General features: G+C 47.1%; 8 protein-coding genes. 2 read left to right on the top strand and 6 right to left on the bottom strand.

The window, feature by feature from the left end:
• Positions 1-44 precede the first annotated feature (44 nt).
• The 4 genes from HMPREF1212_RS07830 to HMPREF1212_RS07815 form a co-directional block, all read right to left on the bottom strand.
• Complete coding sequence (locus tag HMPREF1212_RS07830; protein WP_046148985.1) at positions 45-2,336, bottom strand: glycosyl hydrolase family 95 catalytic domain-containing protein; 2,292 nt, start codon at positions 2,334-2,336, stop codon at positions 45-47.
• Between the two features lie 129 nt (positions 2,337-2,465).
• Positions 2,466-5,630, bottom strand: coding sequence for a glycoside hydrolase family 2 protein (locus HMPREF1212_RS07825; RefSeq protein WP_046148984.1), 3,165 nt, complete (start codon positions 5,628-5,630; stop codon positions 2,466-2,468).
• Between the two features lie 188 nt (positions 5,631-5,818).
• On the bottom strand, positions 5,819-7,966 hold the full coding sequence (locus HMPREF1212_RS07820; RefSeq protein WP_046148983.1) for a TIM-barrel domain-containing protein: 2,148 nt from the start codon (positions 7,964-7,966) through the stop codon (positions 5,819-5,821).
• Positions 7,967-8,068: 102 nt separating this feature from the next.
• Positions 8,069-11,488, bottom strand: coding sequence for a glycoside hydrolase family 2 protein (locus tag HMPREF1212_RS07815; RefSeq protein WP_046148982.1), 3,420 nt, complete (start codon positions 11,486-11,488; stop codon positions 8,069-8,071).
• A 193-nt stretch (positions 11,489-11,681) separates the two neighbouring features.
• Here HMPREF1212_RS07815 and HMPREF1212_RS07810 point away from each other — a divergent pair, with 193 nt between their 5' ends.
• Both HMPREF1212_RS07810 and HMPREF1212_RS07805 read left to right on the top strand, forming a co-directional pair.
• Positions 11,682-12,956, top strand: a complete 1,275-nt coding sequence (locus tag HMPREF1212_RS07810; protein ID WP_232430056.1) for a dicarboxylate/amino acid:cation symporter — start codon at positions 11,682-11,684, stop codon at positions 12,954-12,956.
• 194 nt (positions 12,957-13,150) lie between these two features.
• The gene (locus HMPREF1212_RS07805) at positions 13,151-13,396 is read left to right on the top strand and encodes an RNA recognition motif domain-containing protein (protein ID WP_028727320.1); all 246 of its coding nucleotides are present in this window, start codon (positions 13,151-13,153) and stop codon (positions 13,394-13,396) included.
• Positions 13,397-13,535: 139 nt separating this feature from the next.
• On the opposite strand, the gene HMPREF1212_RS07800 is transcribed toward HMPREF1212_RS07805, so the two are convergent.
• Both HMPREF1212_RS07800 and HMPREF1212_RS07795 read right to left on the bottom strand, forming a co-directional pair.
• Positions 13,536-15,893, bottom strand: coding sequence for an ABC transporter permease (locus HMPREF1212_RS07800; protein ID WP_046150282.1), 2,358 nt, complete (start codon positions 15,891-15,893; stop codon positions 13,536-13,538).
• A 159-nt stretch (positions 15,894-16,052) separates the two neighbouring features.
• The gene (locus tag HMPREF1212_RS07795) at positions 16,053-18,425 is read right to left on the bottom strand and encodes an ABC transporter permease (protein ID WP_046148981.1); all 2,373 of its coding nucleotides are present in this window, start codon (positions 18,423-18,425) and stop codon (positions 16,053-16,055) included.
• Positions 18,426-18,433 lie beyond the last annotated feature (8 nt).

Raw genomic sequence — 18,433 nt, 5'->3', positions numbered from 1 at the left:
TTCTAATTCACCTTCTAACTTTCCTGAATAGGAATAGCAGGATACTAACCTTTCGTTTTTATATCAACCCATTGTCCTTTCCGGGTTTCAATCGTATAAATGCCTGCTTCCTCCGTTACATCGCCTTCATTTCCGGTGACAGAGACTTTACTGCTGCCTGCCGGGAAAGCAATACGCAACGTACCGCCCTGCTCGGGATAGACACGGAGCTTCACGATCTTGCCGGCTTTCTTTTCGGCAGAAATGACGAAAGCCCCCATAGCCCGCAGATTATCGAACGAGACATCCGACCAACCGGCCGGGATAGCCGGAAAAACACGCACGATACCGGTATGGCTTTGAAGTAACATCTCCTGGATACCGGAAGCAAAAGCGAAGTTACCTTCCAGCGTAAACGGACGATAAGTGAATTTAGACTTCCCGCTTTTCGTCTGGTCGCCATTCACATGGAACGTATTACGAAGGCAGAAACATTCGGCAAAGGTTCGCAGTTCCTCCGCTGCCCCTTCGCCGTCAAAGGCACGGGCTTTCATATTTCCGAACCAGCTATAGGAATAACCTGTCCAGTAGTCGGGGCCGTAATCCTTCAATTTCTTCAGCGTAGCCTGGATGATCTGCTGAGACTTTTCACCTTGGCTCCAATCCAGCAGACCCAACGGATGGATCGCCATCGCATGGGAGAAATGACGGTGGGACTGATCGTACGGAAAACCTTTGGCAAAGGTCAGGGCACCGTCTTTATCCAGGTCATAGTCGGGAAGCTGGCTGCCGATTTCCTTCCAATGTGCCGATTCTTCCGGGAGATTCATCTCGGCCGCCAGTTCGGATGCCGCACTGAAGGCAAAGTGCATCAAGGCCAGATCGTAGTTCGTCATATCCTTAAACCAGGCATTGATGGAGTTATCGAAAATCTCGGGGCTTGAACTCATCGCCAGTTTGCGTACTCCACCGGCATCGACTACGGATATTTGTTCGAGGAAGATTGCCACATCCTTCAGGAACGGATAGGCACGGTCTTTCAGGAATTCACGGTCGGCCGAATATTTCCAGTGCAGGTAGAAATGTTGCGCCAGCCAGGCACTGACTGTCTGTGACATAGAATATTGTATCCATCCTCCCATCGGGACACCCAGCAGGGTACAAACACCCGGTATATTCATTCCGTCTTTCCCGAAATATTCTTTCGTATATTCCTTATATACATCACGCTGGTTCCACAGTGTATTCAGATAACCCATACCTTCGGTCAGGTGGTTACCGGTATAAGTCGGCCAATAACTGAGCTGCGTATTGAGATCGTGGTGGTAATCGCCTTTCCAGGGGGGAAGTTTGCCGTTATCGGCTGTCCATACGGCCTGCAAAGAGATGGGATAGGAATTTTCGCGGGTAGCCGAACCGTATTTATACATTTCATTATCGTATTGCTTCTGCAAAACCGGATCAGGAAGGGTGACGGACGATTGCGCCCAGTAATTCTTCCAGAAATCCATGTGCGTCTGATAATCCCGGTCGACACCACGCGTCATGGCTTCCTGCGTCTTGTCGGTTGCTTTATCTGTTTCCAGAGAAGAAGTCACGCTCCATACACCGCGAAGGGTATTTCCTTTTTGCTGCCAGCGGACATTTACATCGTAAGAGAAGCCATTCCAGCCTTCCTGATGATAGGTGATCTGATTGGATTCCTTATCGATCGTGCCTTGTTTATAGCCCAGACGGCGCAAATCCTGTCCCTCCACCGAGTTTCCCGCCTCTGCTCCTCCGGTATTATATTTCGGGGAGATCAAAGTAGGAGTTATAGCTGCCGGGAGATTTTCGAAAACGAACCAGCCGACAGGTTCTGTGGCATGGACAAAGGTCTTCAGTGTTGCACCGTTATCCCATGTTGCCTCACAAAGGGCATTGTTCAGGTAAAGGTGCACATCGGAAGGCGATCCCAGTTCTTCCAGGGAAAATTCGAGCGCAGCGCCCGGTATCTTCGACGGTGCAGGCTGCTGATCATACGGATGATCGTATTTCTTCTGAACGGGAAGATAATCCTTTTTCTTTACTTGTTCGCAGACCCACGTGAAACGGTTGTTAGGGCCAGAGATACTATCCATCGGGCGAAGATCCCAGAGATCCGTCCGATCCAGCGACAGGCGCAAGGCCGAATCGCGTTGCCAGACCAGTGCACCGACAGTTGCGTTACCAAGGGGCATTCCTTCATCCCAGGTGGTTGCCAGGTCGGGGAATTGCAAATCACTTTCGGAAGGTGTAACAGGCAGGTTACTTTTCCCTCCTCCGCTACAGGCTACCAGTAGCAGGAGACTAAATACGAATACGAAGTTTTTTATCATAATATGTTCATCTAACTAATACAAATATAGGAGAATAAATCTTCCCTAATATATTACTTGTCAGTCTATTTAGGCAGAATACCGGATTATGCAAAACATTCTCCTGATTTTGCATAATCCGGTACTTATTTATTCTTCCATCAAGGCGACTTTGGAGATCACCAGGTCGGCACCTTCCTTCACTTTTGCTTTCAGGACAAGCTGCCCGTCGTTTGAATCTTCGCGCATCACATGCAACTTAATCCAGGTTTCCTCTTCCTTTTGCTTGCCCAGTTCATAGGCACGTCCTTCAAAGACGATATGTCCGGTGCGTCCCTTCTTGTCCTTGTCGGCAAAGCAGACATACAGGGAACCGATAATGCCCGACGGACAATCGATCGTCAACGTCAGTTCTTCACTCTGCCAGGACGGAGTGACCTTATAAGTCGTTTTTTTACGTGCCTCCACCTTATCGGTCGTGCCGCAGTCGATGTACAGCAAAGCGTTGCCGAACTCTCCGGTGACAGTGCTCTTCAGCGGCTCCACATAGGTAAACATCTTCTGCAAAGAGGTGATATCCCTTTCGTAAACCGGATTGAAATCGTTTGAATTCATATAATGCAGGATGCTACCCTTCAATCGGCGGGCAGCCGGGTTCGTCTCTTCCCGCAGGTCGAAACCGCAGACCAGCAATTTTCCTTTTCCTACTTTCAGTTCGAAGATAGATGCCAGCTTATTATTCCGGTGGAAATCGTCGATAGGCTGGGCAATCGGCTTGTAAGTCTCCGGATAGTCGTTGATATAGAAAGCACGGGCATCTTTGTAGATGGATTGCCACTGCCAGTCGCTATGCGAATCGGTCGGGAACTGTGCAAAGAGCGGATGTTTATCGCGGACGATCATCCCGATCGTATTCTTTCCCTGTCCGGGGAAGAAGGTCAGCGACCAGTATAAAGGATAGAAACTGATCTTATCGCAGGTTTCTTCCGTGCCCAGGGCTGAAGCCTGCAAGAGCACCTTCTCCCCTTTCTCCAGGCGTTTCAGGCACTCGGTATCCATGCGGTCGGTGACGTAGACCGTTCCGGCTTCCACTTTGTCATTTGCCGGGAACACCCAGATATTCCAGGTGTTAGCGATAGCTTCGTTCTGCAGGCCGACCTCAACAGTCAGTTTCTGTGCAGCCGTTACAGCAGACAGGTCGCAGGAAACCGTACCTGCTATCTCCGAACTGCCGGCCGGAAACGTGCGGGATGCCGTACGACCGGAAGCAATCAGATTACCTTGTTCGTCTTTCAGCTTCCAGTAAAGCCCGTCATGCAGGAGAGCCAAACCGTAATGAGCCAGCTGAATATCAGCCGTAAACGGTTCATCATTCGTCCAGACATATTTCGGGAAACGCAGCAGCGGAACCGTACTGTCGTGGTGACAACGGAACTGTTCGGGCGTAGTGATACCCTTGCTATCGTAAAAGACATCCAGCCAACCGACCAGTGCTTCTCCCTGTCCCTGATAATCCTGCATACTAAGCAACTGGATTCCGGCACAGGAAGGAGTACGCAGGAACGATTCGATCTCATATTTATACATGATCTGGTTGAGTGCGCCCGATGCCGCAACAAATGCTTCGTTCTGCTCTTCAATCTTATTCTTACGTGCCTGCTCGCGGAACTCCTCGAAGTTGCGCGCTTTCAGTACACCCTTATATTTCTTTATCTCACTCCAACGGGGATAGACAGGCCATTGTCCGATCTCATGAGATAGAACGGGGATAGCAGACTTTGAGTAAACCTCTTCAAAATCCCAGGCGGTAGACGCTCCACCTTTTAATCCGCGGGCACTTCCCAGTCCGTCGATATAATGGGTAGCCATATACTGATCGACCGGCATGATCTTACGGGCGGTCGATACGGAATACAGGCGGCGGGAATCCTTCTCCTTCAACGGTTTCATCCACGACTCCATCACCTCGAAATCAGAGTTACCCAGTTCGTTTCCGATACATTGCATCACAAAAGAAGGATGATTGCCGTAAGCATCGATCATACGCGACAACTCCTGTTGCACATACCGGTCTGCCGAAGGATTCTTACCCAATCCCTGCGGATATCCTTTGGTATTCATTTCCGGCCTGTCTTTCTGCTCGGACGACATCCACCAGTCGATCCAGATGGTTTCGGCCTGGATATAAATACCGAGACGGTCGGCAGCAACGAAAGCGGCTTCGGGCGGGCACCAGGAATGAAAACGGACATGGTTCAACCCATAGTCTTTATAGATACGGAATATCTTTTCCCAATCTTCCACCTTGCAGGACGGATAACCCGTCAGCGGGAAATGCACGCAGTCGAGGTTGCCACGCAGAAAGACCGGTTTGCCGTTTATCAGTATCTTCGACCGAGAGTGGGATACCTCACGGAAACCGAACTCAATTTCGCGGCTGTCGAACTGTTTCTTCTTATCTTCCAAAGTGACTTTCAGTACGTACAGATTAGGAGTGATATCATTCCAAAGACGGATATTCTCCGGCATGGTGGCTTCAAAGTCCAGGATGTTCAATCCTTTCTGCAACAGTTGCTCGGTCGTCCGGGTATAAACGACGGCACCGTCTTCCCGGTCGGTCAGTTGCCAGGTGATGCGGGCGGGAACTTTCCGGGACGACTCGTTGATAAGCGTATCCCTTACCTGCAAGGTGCAGGGGCCGTTGGTCGTACGGGTAAACACCTGCGGATTGGAGAAGCGAACCGGATCGGATGCCACCAGACGGATGCGTCCGACCGCCCCATTCCATATACTTTGCGTATATTCGGAATAGACATGTCCTTTATCCCCGATATTATAGATCATATCATTATTGATACGGATGGTCAGCTGATGTTTGCCGGGTGTCAGATATCCCAGGTCATGCCAGTGCGGAGTGGACAAAGCATCCTGCACGGATATCTCCTTTCCGTCCAGAAAGACACGCGATTCCCACAAGACACGTTCCAGTTCCATCCGGATGTATTTCCCGTTCCATTCGGAAGGAATTTCTATTTCCTTCGAATACCATGCCGGGCCGTAATATTTATAAGCCCGTGTCAGGATACCGAAATCCGAACCGGAAGTCTTCTCTCCGTAACCGGCCTCATCCGTTGTTCCGGGCAGCGCGATACGATCGGAGAAAGCGGCGCTCTGCCAGTTTTCTTTCAATCCCTTATCTTCCGGATCGAGCCTGAACTGCCAGGTTCCGCTCAGAGATTCCACTTGCTGGGCTTGCGTCGGGATATCCAGACTTAAAAGAAGTAGTGCGATAGATACTAGTTTAGTAAGTTTCATATATATTTATGTTTCTGATATAGTCAGTCAGGGCTGTCATGGAGTGATTTTATCCGGCAGTGCCAGTAGCCTGCACTGCATTCCTTATTCATACCACAGCTGTGGTATGAAAGAAATCCATCTGTGGTATGCACGGAAACCAACTATGGTATGAAAGGAATGCAGTCGTGGTATGAATAGTGTCCGCCTTATTCGGTCATAAACCGGAAGTTATATTCGCTGAACGACCAAACTTTCTTTCCTTTCGGAACGATCGCTTTTCCTTTCTTACGGCCTTTCTTATCAACCGTAACGTTCAGATCGATACGGGTAAAGGCTCCTTTTTCATAATCATACGAACTGCCATCGTCGTCGTAGAGGGAAAAAGTACCCGGTTTCGTTCCGTAATGTCTTACTTCCAGCGGATACTGCCGGTCGGTAAACTTAGCCATAGCCGGCCATAAGGGGATGATACCGCCGTCTTTTACGTATACGGGGATATTTGAGTCGTTCGGCTTAACGGTAATCACTTCTCCTTCGCCCGCCAGTTTTCCGGTATAGAAATCATACCATTTACCTTGCGGAAGGACGACTTTGCGTTCTTTCTGCCCGGTAAACAAAGGGGCAACCAGTATGTTTTCGCCCACCATGAACTGGTCTTTCACTTCACGGCGTATGGCCATTGCGTAGGGGTTTTCCGTTGCATCCAGCTTTCCCTGTTCCGTTTCCGCTTCGACGGCATAACCATTTTCCAGGTTCATGGCACGTACAGGCGGTGTCCCGTAGAAAGCATAATCGGCAAAAGCTGAATATAAATAAGGGATCAATTGAATACGAAGCAGGGCTATCTCTTTAATTTCCTTTTCTACGTCGGGGAATGTCCAGGGCTTTGTGCCGTCTGCCCACGCATTCAACTGGGCGATAGGAGAAAAACAGACAGTCTGCATGCGGCGCAACCATTCTTCGGACGTCTTGGAAGAACGGACTTCAGGCGTCCACAGCACACCGATAAAGGAGCTGTTTATCAGGGCGGTAATAAAGCCCTTATGATCGTAATAGTCGTTATACAGCACGTACGGATAGGAATTGGTTCCGGCGTTGGCGGCACGGACTTGTCCGTAGGTACGTTTGTTCTGCTCACGGTACATCTTTGTCGTTGCATATTGCATCAGGGAACCGTACAGGTTGCGCAACTGTTCCGCCGGGATTCCGGAAGGGAAGGTGGCCACGTCAGGCCAGAGCCAGGAGTCGTAGCCATCGTTTTCATCCATTTTATAACCGCTCACTCCCATATCTACCTGATGTTTCCTGAAATGGTCGGTCATGATGCGTTGTACTTCCGGCATGGAATAATCGGGCACTTCACCCGACCAGACGGTATGCGATCCGGTATATGGTTTGATCTTGTTATATACTTCGCTATGTTTGGAAACATAAGGATTCATCCACAGATTCAGCTCAATCCCTTTATCCAGCATCTCTTTTACGAAGCCGGGGGCATCCGGGAAACGGCTCTTATCCCACTCGTAGGTACAAGGATAGGCTTTCGTGTGCCATCCCGGTTCGAGTCCGATCACGGAAAGCGGGAAACCTCTCTTTTCAAACTCGGCGACTTCATCCTTCACATCCCGGTCGGAGAACAACGTAGGCGTGCGGTGCCAGAAGCCCAATCCCCAACGGGGAGGCAATGTGCCTCCCCCGTTATACAAATTATACCGACGCACGGCATCCAGCATCGTCGGGCCGGCAAAAAGCAATAGTTCGACTCCTGTGGCAGGAACCAGTATTTCTATATTATCTGAATAGGGTTGTGCAGGCCAGGACGGATCGGCATTACGGTCTTTTTCTTCGGGAGCGTTCGGGCTGTCCTTCCGGACTGCCGTTCCCACCCATACATCTATATAACGGGCGGAATTAATCAGCACGCCATATCCGCGGGAAGAGACAAAGAAAGGAACCGGCGCATGCGTGCGGCCGTTATCGTTTTCGCCATAATGATCCATGTGCAGGCGCATGATGCGGCCGCGTTGTTCTACGGTTTTGAAATGGAGCCCCAGACCGAATATCTTCTCCCCTTTTTCCAGCGGAAAGCTGATATAGGTTTTACCATCCCTCAGTTCCGTCTTTACATCAGAACGGGAAATGGGCAAGATACTTTCCGGCATCTGCTCCAATGCTTCTTTTTTCGGAGTTATATCGAGTTCACTCAACAGATTGATCTTCTCCGGAGTGCCCACAGAGAGTTTCCATATCCCGGCACATTCATTACTGCCCCATTCTTTTGAGGTTACGTTCGATTGACCATAGGCTGTCATGACAAAGCCTATCGCCGCAAATAATAAGGTAAGTTTTCTCATGGTATTGTCTTCTGTGATATTTAGAATGCAAAATAAGAGTTTTTGATCTGAATAACAAATAGACGAATAAAGGCTGAAGATGGATAATCTTTCGATCGCCGGCTACTCCACTTTAAGCGTTATCGTCCCGCCAATCGTATCGCCCGCTTTCAGCGGTTTTCTGAACGGGGCATAATAGCTGTTCAGGAACATTTCATTACCGGCTGTTACGAAATCGGCAACCAGGAAACGGATCCTGTCTTTTTCCAGCCATGAACGCCAGTGCTGTTGGCCGTTGGATGCGACTGTTACCTTACTTCCGGAAGGGGCGACAAGTCCGGCATACCAGATGTTACGGCGAGTAGAACGGAAATCGTTGCTTCCCAATTCATTATAATCCAGGCTCCATGACCAGGTGGGTTCTACCCGCGGGTCAATATGCGAAGGCAAGCCGGAATAGAACAGGTCGGCCTCTCCTACCGGACGGCTGATATGATCTTCAGGATATACACTCCACAGGCCGTCGCGACGCCAGAAGGTTTTATCGAAAGAGGCCGGAGCTTCGAATACCAATCCCCATTGACGGGGGTTGACATCGCCCAATGCATCGAACGAATACGTGACGGAGAGCTTCCCCCCTGCGTTTATATGTAACTGATAGCCGCCCTCAAACTCCTTATAACTACCTTTTACGGAGATCACTACGTCGTCGCCGGCCTTCGTTGCTTCTATTTCAGACACTTTCCACTCCGTACAGATGTCGTTAAACAAAGGGGTGTTTGCATTATGGTTCGGATAGCAGCCGCCACCATTCAACGGAAGCGCCATCAGCCACGGGCCACCGTTCAGGATTTCCTCTTTGCCTTGTTTCAGGGAAAGGATTTGTCCGGTGGTACGATCTACTTCACAGGTGAAGTTCTTGCCGGTGATACGGTATTTATCGTTACTTTTCTTTAGTTGGGTAGCAGCCGGGGACAGTTCCGGCAACTCATTCTGTACCTGTTTTCCAACGGGAATGATATATTCGTCCGCCATAAAACCGCGCGGATCGGTAAACGAGAGATAAAGTTCGTTTGCCTGCTGCGGATCAGCGATCGGAATACGTATCTGTCCGGTTCGGCCAGGCTCGATGGAGACGAAAGAGATGCCTTGTTCGTTACCGTACTTCCAACTGATCTGCAACTCGTTGAAGTCGGTATAAGTATATCTGTTTTCCAGATCGACAGTCAGTTCACGGGCAGGAGACAGCTTTTCCGTATACACACGGATCGGGCTGTATATCTTTTTCATATCATAATATTCCGGTTTAGGACGACGCCAACCGTCGATCGGCCCCCAGGGGCCATAGCCCACCGCATCCCCGTCAGGCAACTGGAAGATATCGTCGATACCCGACCAGATGGAACCGCCCAGTACGCCGGCTGTCTTATACATATTATCCCATGTCGAGGACAAGGCCAGCGCCCAGTCGCTACGTACGCCGGGATCTGTTACCAGTTCGCTCCGGTTGTAGACATTGAGGTGGCAGTATTCACCGTAAATCATCGGGCGTTCGCTTTCGGCAGCTACCTTGTAACCGTTCGGCCCCGGGTAATGGATATTGGCTATCGGAGCCGTGCTTCCCTGGTTATTAAAACCGCCGTATGCCTGATCGTGGAAAGTATGCGGACGGGTCGGGTCGGCTTTCTTCACATAGACTTCCACCTGTGCAAATTCCTCGTTCCAGTACGACTCGTTTGCCATCGACCAGAAGATAACAGACGGATGGTTGCGGTAGAACTGGATAGTTTCCATATTCGACTGAAGGACATAGGGATAATATTTACTATCTCGGTAATTCAGCGTCTTCCAGTTTTCGTTGGCATGGTGGCCGATCCAGCAAACCGGCGCTTCCACTTCCACAAACATTCCCAATTCGTCGCAAAAGTCCAGCAGTTCTTCACAGGGTGGATAATGCGAGGTACGGATAAAGTTACAGTTTGCAGCCCGGTAGAGTTCCACATCTTTCTGCTCCAGTTCGGGAGTCAAGACACGTCCGGTCAGCGGATGGGCTTCGTGGTGGCAGACTCCTCTCAACTTAACGGCTTTTCCGTTCACCAGCAATTGGTTGCCTTTTACTTCCACTTCACGGAAGCCGAAACTTTTTTCGATCTGTTCCGTAGTTGCGTCGGCAGTGCCCAGTTCAACCTTCATCGTATATAAATGCGGATGTTCGTTATCCCATTTCCGGGGATTAGCGACCTTGCCGTTCAGCCACCCTGTCCAGGTTTCCCCCGGAGCCAGTTGCGGTATCGACTGATCCAGTACCACCGGCAGCCCGGTAATCGACAGACGTGCAGCGACATTCTTTTCCGTGTTCTTTCCGGCATTCGTAACGGCCAGATAGACTTTCAGGTCTGCATCTTCATACCGGTCGTCCAGATCGGTCACGATACGCAAGTCGGAAATATGTACTTCGGGTACGGCAAACAAAGTCACCTTGCGGGTTATCCCTCCTATCTGGTGAGCGGCATACTGCGTCAGGCTACCCAGCATATCGGCCAGCGATTCACTACGAACCTTCAGTGCTAATCTGTTTTCGCCCTGTTGCAAAGCACCGGTCGCATCCAGCTCGAACGCAGTCATACCTCCCATGTGAGAACCTATCTCTTTCCCGTTCAGCCAGACTACGCATTCGCTGGATACGCCGTCGAAACGTAGTTTCACTTGCTTCCCTTTCCAGTCTGCGGGTAAAGTAAATGTCGTCTGATAACCGCCAAAGCCGGCTGAATCAACTTTAAATCCCTGCATCGACCACTGTCCGGGAACGACAATCGGGTTCCAGTTTGCATCTGTCGCTTTACCGGTATAAAAATCAGCTTTCGGAGACGGATTAAACAACCAGGTTCCATTCAGCGAAAGTACCGGATTGTACACCCCCGGAACGCTGTAAGGAATGGTTGCATATACGGGTAGATGTTCTTCGGCATCTACCTCCGTATCGATCTTATAGGTCTGTGTATTCACCAGTGCCTGTTTTTGTTCGCCTTCAAACGGGATCGGCTTCCTGGGGTTCGATGAGTAAAGATTCAGTTCCGACACGAGGGCGTTCGGCCCTTTCAACACTTCAAATATCAGAACCAGCTGGCCGTAGGCAAATGCTTTCTTCGGCAGGTCGATCTTATAGCGTTGTTCCTTCCCAGCTTCAAGGGTAACAGGTGACTGCACTTCGTTTCCATCGGCTATGATCCGTTGTTGACGCTCGCTATCAGACAGATAGACTACTTCCAGCTGATAATCGGCCTGTATATCCATCCGGTCGAAAGCATAGATAACTGTTCCACCGAAATTACAGGTCTTTGCGGCTGCGCTTCCGTCTATCCCGCTGGGCATCGTGTAATTATCCCCTTTTACCAGAAACGGCTGTTTACCGTTTACACCGCAATCGTTTGTTGCCACTTGGTGCAGCTTAGCCGTTTGGGCATTCAGTGTTACAACGAAAAGTAACAAGATCAGGGCACTCAGGACAGGTATTCTACTCCTGGATTGTTTAAGGTTATTCATTCTTTTTCCATTTAATTTATTCCACTGCAATATTACGAAGTTCCGGCCAATCCTTGCTTATAAGAAGGGAACCGATTAAAAGAACAGAGGGAACAAATAAAAAAGAAAAGTAGACAAAACGGAACTTCCCCTATCAAATATAGGATAACGTTAATGATTTGCTTTTTTGAGGAAAGACTATTTTCTTTGTAATGTGAAAACGAAAACAGCTAAAAAGAAGACTTTTACATTCCCGCTATATCTACAGATACTTCTGGGAATGCTCGCAGGAATAGGTATAGGCATTATTGCAGTTTACACTAACGGAGAAAAATTCGTTCAGGATTGGATACGCCCCTGGGGGCAGATATTCATCCGACTGTTGCAGCTGATAGCTATTCCGTTGGTATTTATTTCCCTGGTTAAAGGTGTTACGGGGCTTAACGATATTAAAAAATTCTCCCGTCTCGGGGGGAAAACCATTCTGATTTATATCGGGACTACCTTCGTCGCCGTCGTATTAGGCCTTTTCCTCGGACTGATCGTGCAACCGGGAAAATTAGTCAACCGCGAACAGGTTGCCCATATGCAGGATAGCTATAAAACGATTGTCGAAGAAAAAAAGCAAGCCGCCGAGATGACACATAACCAGGGGCCGCTTGCCTTTCTTTATGATATCATTCCTAATAATATAGTCAGCGCCACAGCCGACAATTCGAAAATGCTGCAAGTAATCTTCTTTGCCGTCTTCTTCGGTATCGCAGCTCTGACCATTGCCCCGGACAAGGTAGCTCCGGTCATAAAGTTGTTTGACGGATTGAACGATATAATATTGAGGATGGTAGATTATATCATCAAATTCGCTCCCTGGGGAGTGGCCGCCCTGATGGCCGGACTGGTTACCGACTTTGGAGGGGATACAAGCATATTCAGCGCACTGGCGGTGTATGCCTTGACGGTTGTCGGCGGTATGTTTATACTGGTGTTGATATTCTATCCGTCACTGATCCATTTCTTTACCAGGATACATGTCAGGAATTTTATCCGTGCAATGTATCCGGTTCAGTTATTCGCTTTCAGTACCAGCAGCAGTGCTGCAACCCTCCCCCTCACACTCGAAACCGTAGAGCGCGAACTGAAAGTTTCCGAAGAAGTCAGTTCGTTCGTACTGCCTGTCGGGACGACGATCAATATGGACGGGACGAGCTGCTATCAGTCCATTGCGATCCTGTTCATAGCCCAGGTACTGGGAATAGACCTTAGTATCTCCCAGTTACTGATCATTGTTGCAATGACAATCCTCTCTTCTATCGGGACTCCCGCCATTCCGGGTGGAAGTTATGTGATCCTGACGATGGTGCTGACCTCTGTCGGTATCCCTGCCGAAGGACTGGCCTTGATTCTGGGTATCGACCGTCCGTTAGATATGTTGCGCACAGCCGTAAATGTAACGGGTGATGCTACCGTTGCATCTATTGTAGACAAGTAAAAAGCGATAAAACACCTGTATTCCATTAATTAATGGCCTTATTTCACAAAAAAGATATATTTATTAAATAATAATGGAGAACCATAGTGTTTTATCCAAATAGTTTACGTTCCTTTGCATCGCGAACAACAAGAAGTTTGAAAGCATATTGAACATCTGTTGCCGCTATTATTAATTTTTTTATTTTTATATTTATGAACATGTATGTTGGAAACCTTAGCTATAATGTTAGGGAATCAGATTTGAAAGAAGTTATGGAAGAGTACGGAACAGTTGATTCTGTAAAATTAATTATCGACCGTGACACAAGAAGATCTAAAGGTTTTGCTTTTGTTGAAATGCCTGACAATGCTGAAGCACAGAAAGCTATCAACGAATTGAACGGTGCAGAATATGCAGGCCGTGCAATGGTAGTAAAAGAAGCACTTCCCAGAAATTAATTAGCTGACATTATATTATTATATATCAGTAAGAAGAAGGATACTCCTATTGTGGAGTATCCTTTTTTTGTATCGTATCTCATAAGGTTTTACAACAAAACAAGTTTTATAACAAACCTGTTCTGTTGAACACGAATACTTATTCCGATTTCAAACTATCTACCGGATTGGCATTCGCCGCCCGCCAACTCTGGAACGTCACTGTCACGACCGTAATGATCAGCACAACAAGTAGAGCTACCAGAAATACCCACCAGTACATCGGTGTTTTATATGCGAAACTTTCTAACCATTTTCTAATACTATAGTAGCCAGCCGGTGCAGCTAAAGCGAAACAAATCAGCACAATATAAATATAGGAGCGGTTGAGCATCTCCAATATTTCTCCGTTAGTCGCACCATGCACCTTACGTACGCCGATTTCTTTCCGGCGATACTGCGTATCAAATACTACCAAACCAAATACCCCCACAAGTGATATGATAATCGCCAGTATGCTGAAGACCATTATCAGGCTACGCAGATTTTCCTCCTTATGGTACAGATTATCGAATACCGTATCATAGAACTGCACATCAAACGGATAAGCCGGATCAATGTCTGCCAATGTTTTACGGATATGATTGACAGCCGCATGTGCATCGGTTCCTGCTTTCAGGCGGACATAAGAAACAGGCATCGGGTAAGGGATCTTCCCCACCACAAAAGCAATATTGTTCTCTCCATTGCGAAGTGAAGTAAACTTTACGTTTTCGGTAAACCCTACGATTCGTCCCGGTATCCAGGATTCCAGAATATCTCCCGTTTCCATATCTACAGCTAATTTAGCCGTATGGTTAAATATATAAACAGGAGCTTCCGATAATTCATCAGACAAAGAAAAATCGCGTCCCTCTTCAATCGGAATACCCATCACCCGAAGAAAATTTGATGAAGCCATAATCATAAAGAAGTGGAATTCCTTTTGTTTCAATACTGCTCCATTGGTATTATATCCATCCTTTGAAGCAACTTTCTCCATCGCAAAAGCAACATCTTCAATCCCGGGAAACTCTTTCAACCGATTTACATACGTTTCATGGTGTTTAGTGTAAAGTTCTCCACTCAGCTCTACGATAGCGATCTGGTCTTTATCGAAACCAAGTGAGAAACTACGCATATAATCATTTTGCAACCGGACGAAGCTGGCTCCGATGATCAGCAGGATGGAGACTATAAATTGTACGCTAATCAGAACCGTACGCAGTTTACGACCCGAAGGAGAGAGTCCGAAACTCCCTTTCAGCACTAATGCAGGCGGGAAAGATGTCACATACCAGGAAGGATATAATCCGGCAACCACACCTGTTACCAATGCAACAAGTCCGGTAAGCAGGACAATAGGCAAATTCTTCTGAATGCTCAGATCAGCCTCCACAAATGGTAAAGCAGTAGCCTCGCCAAGCATCCAAACCAACACCAGACTGATCAACCAGGCTATAAGACTGACAATAGCAGCTTCAGCCAATAAAGCGTTTCGTAATAATGTATCGGAACTACCCAATACTTTCTGAGTATTGATACTTTTGATACGAAGAGGCGTCAGGGCCGTACTGAAATTAGTAAAATTGATGGCAGCAACAATAATGATCAATAATGCTATAAAGAACAGCAACAGAGTCACTTCCTTATTCCCGCTACGGAAGATCATACCATCCTGGCTTTCATTCAAATAGTAAATATCAGTCAATGGAGTCAGTTTGAGCTTCTCGTCCTTTTTACCTATCTTACCAAAATCAAAATGAGTATTGAAGTTATCAATTACATCTTGGGCAGCTCCGGCATCATCCAGCAATACATAACAAGCAAAATTACTAGCTTCGAAATTATCCCGCTGGAAGGTCGGCCCGATAGCCGTATAAATCAGGTTCCTCACCTGGGTATTGCCCGGAAAGTCTTTGTAGACAGCACCAACTGTATACTCCCGGTTATCTTTTGTCTGTACGGCTTCTTCGGCATGCAACACCTTACCTACAGCCGGCTGATTACCGAATATTTTACGTGCGGTACTTTCGGGCAAGATCAGTTTATCAGGATCATTCAGACAGTCTATATCTCCTTCCAGTATTGGAAAATCGAAGACACGAGTAATTCCGGGATTACTGGTATATACCGGTTCACGATAACCGATCTTTTCCCCATTCTCTATAACTGAGAAATAAATTGCCGGATTATATGGATAAATCAATGATCCGGCTTCGATATGCGGAGACGAATTCATAACAGTCTCAACAAATCCACGAGGCATAATAAGGCCAAATGTTCCGGGAGTTCCTAATTCCACTCTGAATACCCTTTCAGAAGTAGAATGACAGCGGTCGAAACTACGTTCATAATTTACCTGTATCAGGATAACGATAAAAGCAGCAAAAGCCACTGCCAGTCCGGCCACATTCAAAAAGGTAGCCATCTTGAAACGACGCAGCACACTCAAGAAGTTTCTTAGTATTGTTTTCATTATCATTTATGTTTTGTTATAAACATTCAAATTGCATGCCAAAACAGTAATACGCAACATATCAAACAATTACGCAATCGATCAGTAAACAACAATGTCTAATAATTAGACACTGATGTCAAATTATTAGACATTGATAATGAAATATATAAAGCCTTCTTATTCTGACTTTATGCTTTCCACCGGATTCGAATTGGCCACCTGCCAGTTCTGGTAAGTAACGGTTATAAAAGTGATGGCCGAAACAATAACAAAGGCTACCAGAAATACCCACCAATATATCGGCGTACGGTAAGCAAAGTTTTCCAACCAACAGTACACGCCATAGAAAGCAACCGGAGCCGCCAGAACAAAACAGATCAACAGGATCAAAAGATAGCTTTTGTTGAACATAAACAGTATCTCTGAAGTAGAAGAACCTAATACCTTCCGTACTGCCACTTCCTTGCGTTTGTGCTCACTTTCGAAAATGACCAAGCCAAAAACACCGACAACAGAGATAAATATAGCGATCAGACTGAACAGGGTTATCAGGTTACTTATCTTCAACTCCTTGTCGTACGTATGTTGCAACACCTCATCGTAAAAAGAAACTTTGAACGGATAGACAGGATCGATCTTGCTCAGCGAAGCTTTTACATGCTCCATTGCACCCCATAAGTCGCTACCGGCTTTTACTTTTACATAAGCTGTACTGTAATAGCGGACCCCGTCATTTCCCTTCCAATACTTTCCTCCGATATAAAAAGCCATTGGCGATACTTCGTTACGGAAAGAAGCAAACTTGATATTTGGAATAATTCCGGCAATCTCTTCCCCTTCTACCAGCTCACCCACTACCAGGTCATACATCTCGCGTGCCTTTTCATTAAAGATATATGTTCCTTTATCTTTCAAATCATCTTCCTGCCGGAAATCACGACCTTCAATTACTTTTATTCCCATGACATGCAAGAAACTCGGGGAAACCGGGATACATTGGAAATCGATATTCCTGTCCTTATAATCCCGTCCCCAACCCATATAATAGTCCCGGCTCGCCAAGATCTGGTCTGCACACGTGATAGCATCTATCCCTGAAAATGTTTTCATTTCACTTTCCAACACATCCAGGTTTTTATTGATCTTACCGTTCAGCTCGATAACAATCAGTTCGTCCTTATCGTATCCAAGCGGCGCACTTTGCATATAATGGTTTTGCAGGAACATGAATAGCGAACCGATAATCAGGATAAAGGATGCTATAAACTGAATACTAACCAGCGTACTCCGCAACGCACGTCCTTTAGGCGACAGCCCGAAGCTTCCTTTCAACACCAGGGCCGGTGGGAAAGAGGTGATATAACAGGCCGGATAAGCCCCTGCCAACGCACCGACCAACAAAGCTATGATTCCTGTAACACCGATAATTTTCCATTGCACCCCGAAAGACATATCGGCATCTACCAGAGAAGCAATAAACGAATTTTCCGCCAGGTGCAACGCCACCAGCGAAATCAAATATGCCACAAAACTGATAATGACTGCCTCACCCAGCAAACTCAGCCGCAGCAGGCCGTCTGAACTACCGAGCACCTTCTGCGTATTGATACTCTTTATACGCATCGGCGTCAATGCCGTACTGAAGTTTGTAAAATTGATACCGGCAATCAGCAGTATTATGAAAGCGATGGCAAATAGCACCTGTACCGTCTGGCGACTGGCTTTCGGCATCGAATCGTAAGAAACGTTGGTCAGGAAATGTAATTGGGTAAGCGGAGTAATATGCAGGTCGATTTTATCTCTTTCCCAGTCAAGATCAGAACCGGCCATTTTTGTTTTATCAAAATTCTTTTTGAAGTTTTCCTTCACATCTTCCGTATTTGCCGGATCATCCATGCGGAAAAAGAAAAAATAATTACTGTTGCCCCACTCATCGTAATTTTCTTTCGGATCCATCTGCATATAAATTATATTGCGGACAGATGAATTACGGGGAAAATCTTTAAAAACACCGTTGACGGTAGCGACTACCTTTCCCGATGTCCCACTCATCAATTGTTTACCGATAGCCGATTCATTACCGAACAGGCGATGCGCTATACTTTCAGGAATCATGACTGAACTCGGTTGTTCCAGCGCTGTTTCATCGCCTTCCACCATATCGAAATGGAAAACACGGGTAAAGTCGGGTGTCACTGTCGCAATCGGATCCTTAAAATTTTGTATCTCACCGTTCCGTTCGATACTGTAAAACCTGTCGGAATCCCATAATGTCATAAGAGCTCCGGCCTTGATATGCGGCGACGATTCTGTAAAAGCCCTTGCCAGAGGACGGCTCATAACTGCTATCAGTTCTCCCTGGTATTGCATATCCATCCGGTAAATTGCTTCAGATTCCGGCTGACAGGAATCGAACGTATAATCATAACTCACCTGCATCATGATCACCATAAATGCCGCGAAAGCAATGCTCAGCCCCAGAATATTCAATAAAATGGCCATCTGGAAGCGGCGGAAAATGCTGATAAAGTTTCGTAATATCGTATTCATATTGATTT

The sequence above is a fragment of the Parabacteroides sp. HGS0025 genome (assembly GCF_000969845.1).
In the GTDB taxonomy this organism is placed as follows: domain Bacteria; phylum Bacteroidota; class Bacteroidia; order Bacteroidales; family Tannerellaceae; genus Parabacteroides; species Parabacteroides gordonii.
This window is presented reverse-complemented; position numbering and strand designations above follow the sequence as displayed.

Coding starts and splice junctions, on each gene's coding strand:
- HMPREF1212_RS07805 (WP_028727320.1), top strand. CDS start 13,151: ATGAACATGTATGTTGGAAACCTTAGCTATAATGTTAGGGAATCAGAT.
- HMPREF1212_RS07830 (WP_046148985.1), bottom strand. CDS start 2,336: ATGATAAAAAACTTCGTATTCGTATTTAGTCTCCTGCTACTGGTAGCC.
- HMPREF1212_RS07800 (WP_046150282.1), bottom strand. CDS start 15,893: ATGAAAACAATACTAAGAAACTTCTTGAGTGTGCTGCGTCGTTTCAAG.
- HMPREF1212_RS07825 (WP_046148984.1), bottom strand. CDS start 5,630: ATGAAACTTACTAAACTAGTATCTATCGCACTACTTCTTTTAAGTCTG.
- HMPREF1212_RS07795 (WP_046148981.1), bottom strand. CDS start 18,425: ATGAATACGATATTACGAAACTTTATCAGCATTTTCCGCCGCTTCCAG.
- HMPREF1212_RS07820 (WP_046148983.1), bottom strand. CDS start 7,966: ATGAGAAAACTTACCTTATTATTTGCGGCGATAGGCTTTGTCATGACA.
- HMPREF1212_RS07815 (WP_046148982.1), bottom strand. CDS start 11,488: ATGAATAACCTTAAACAATCCAGGAGTAGAATACCTGTCCTGAGTGCC.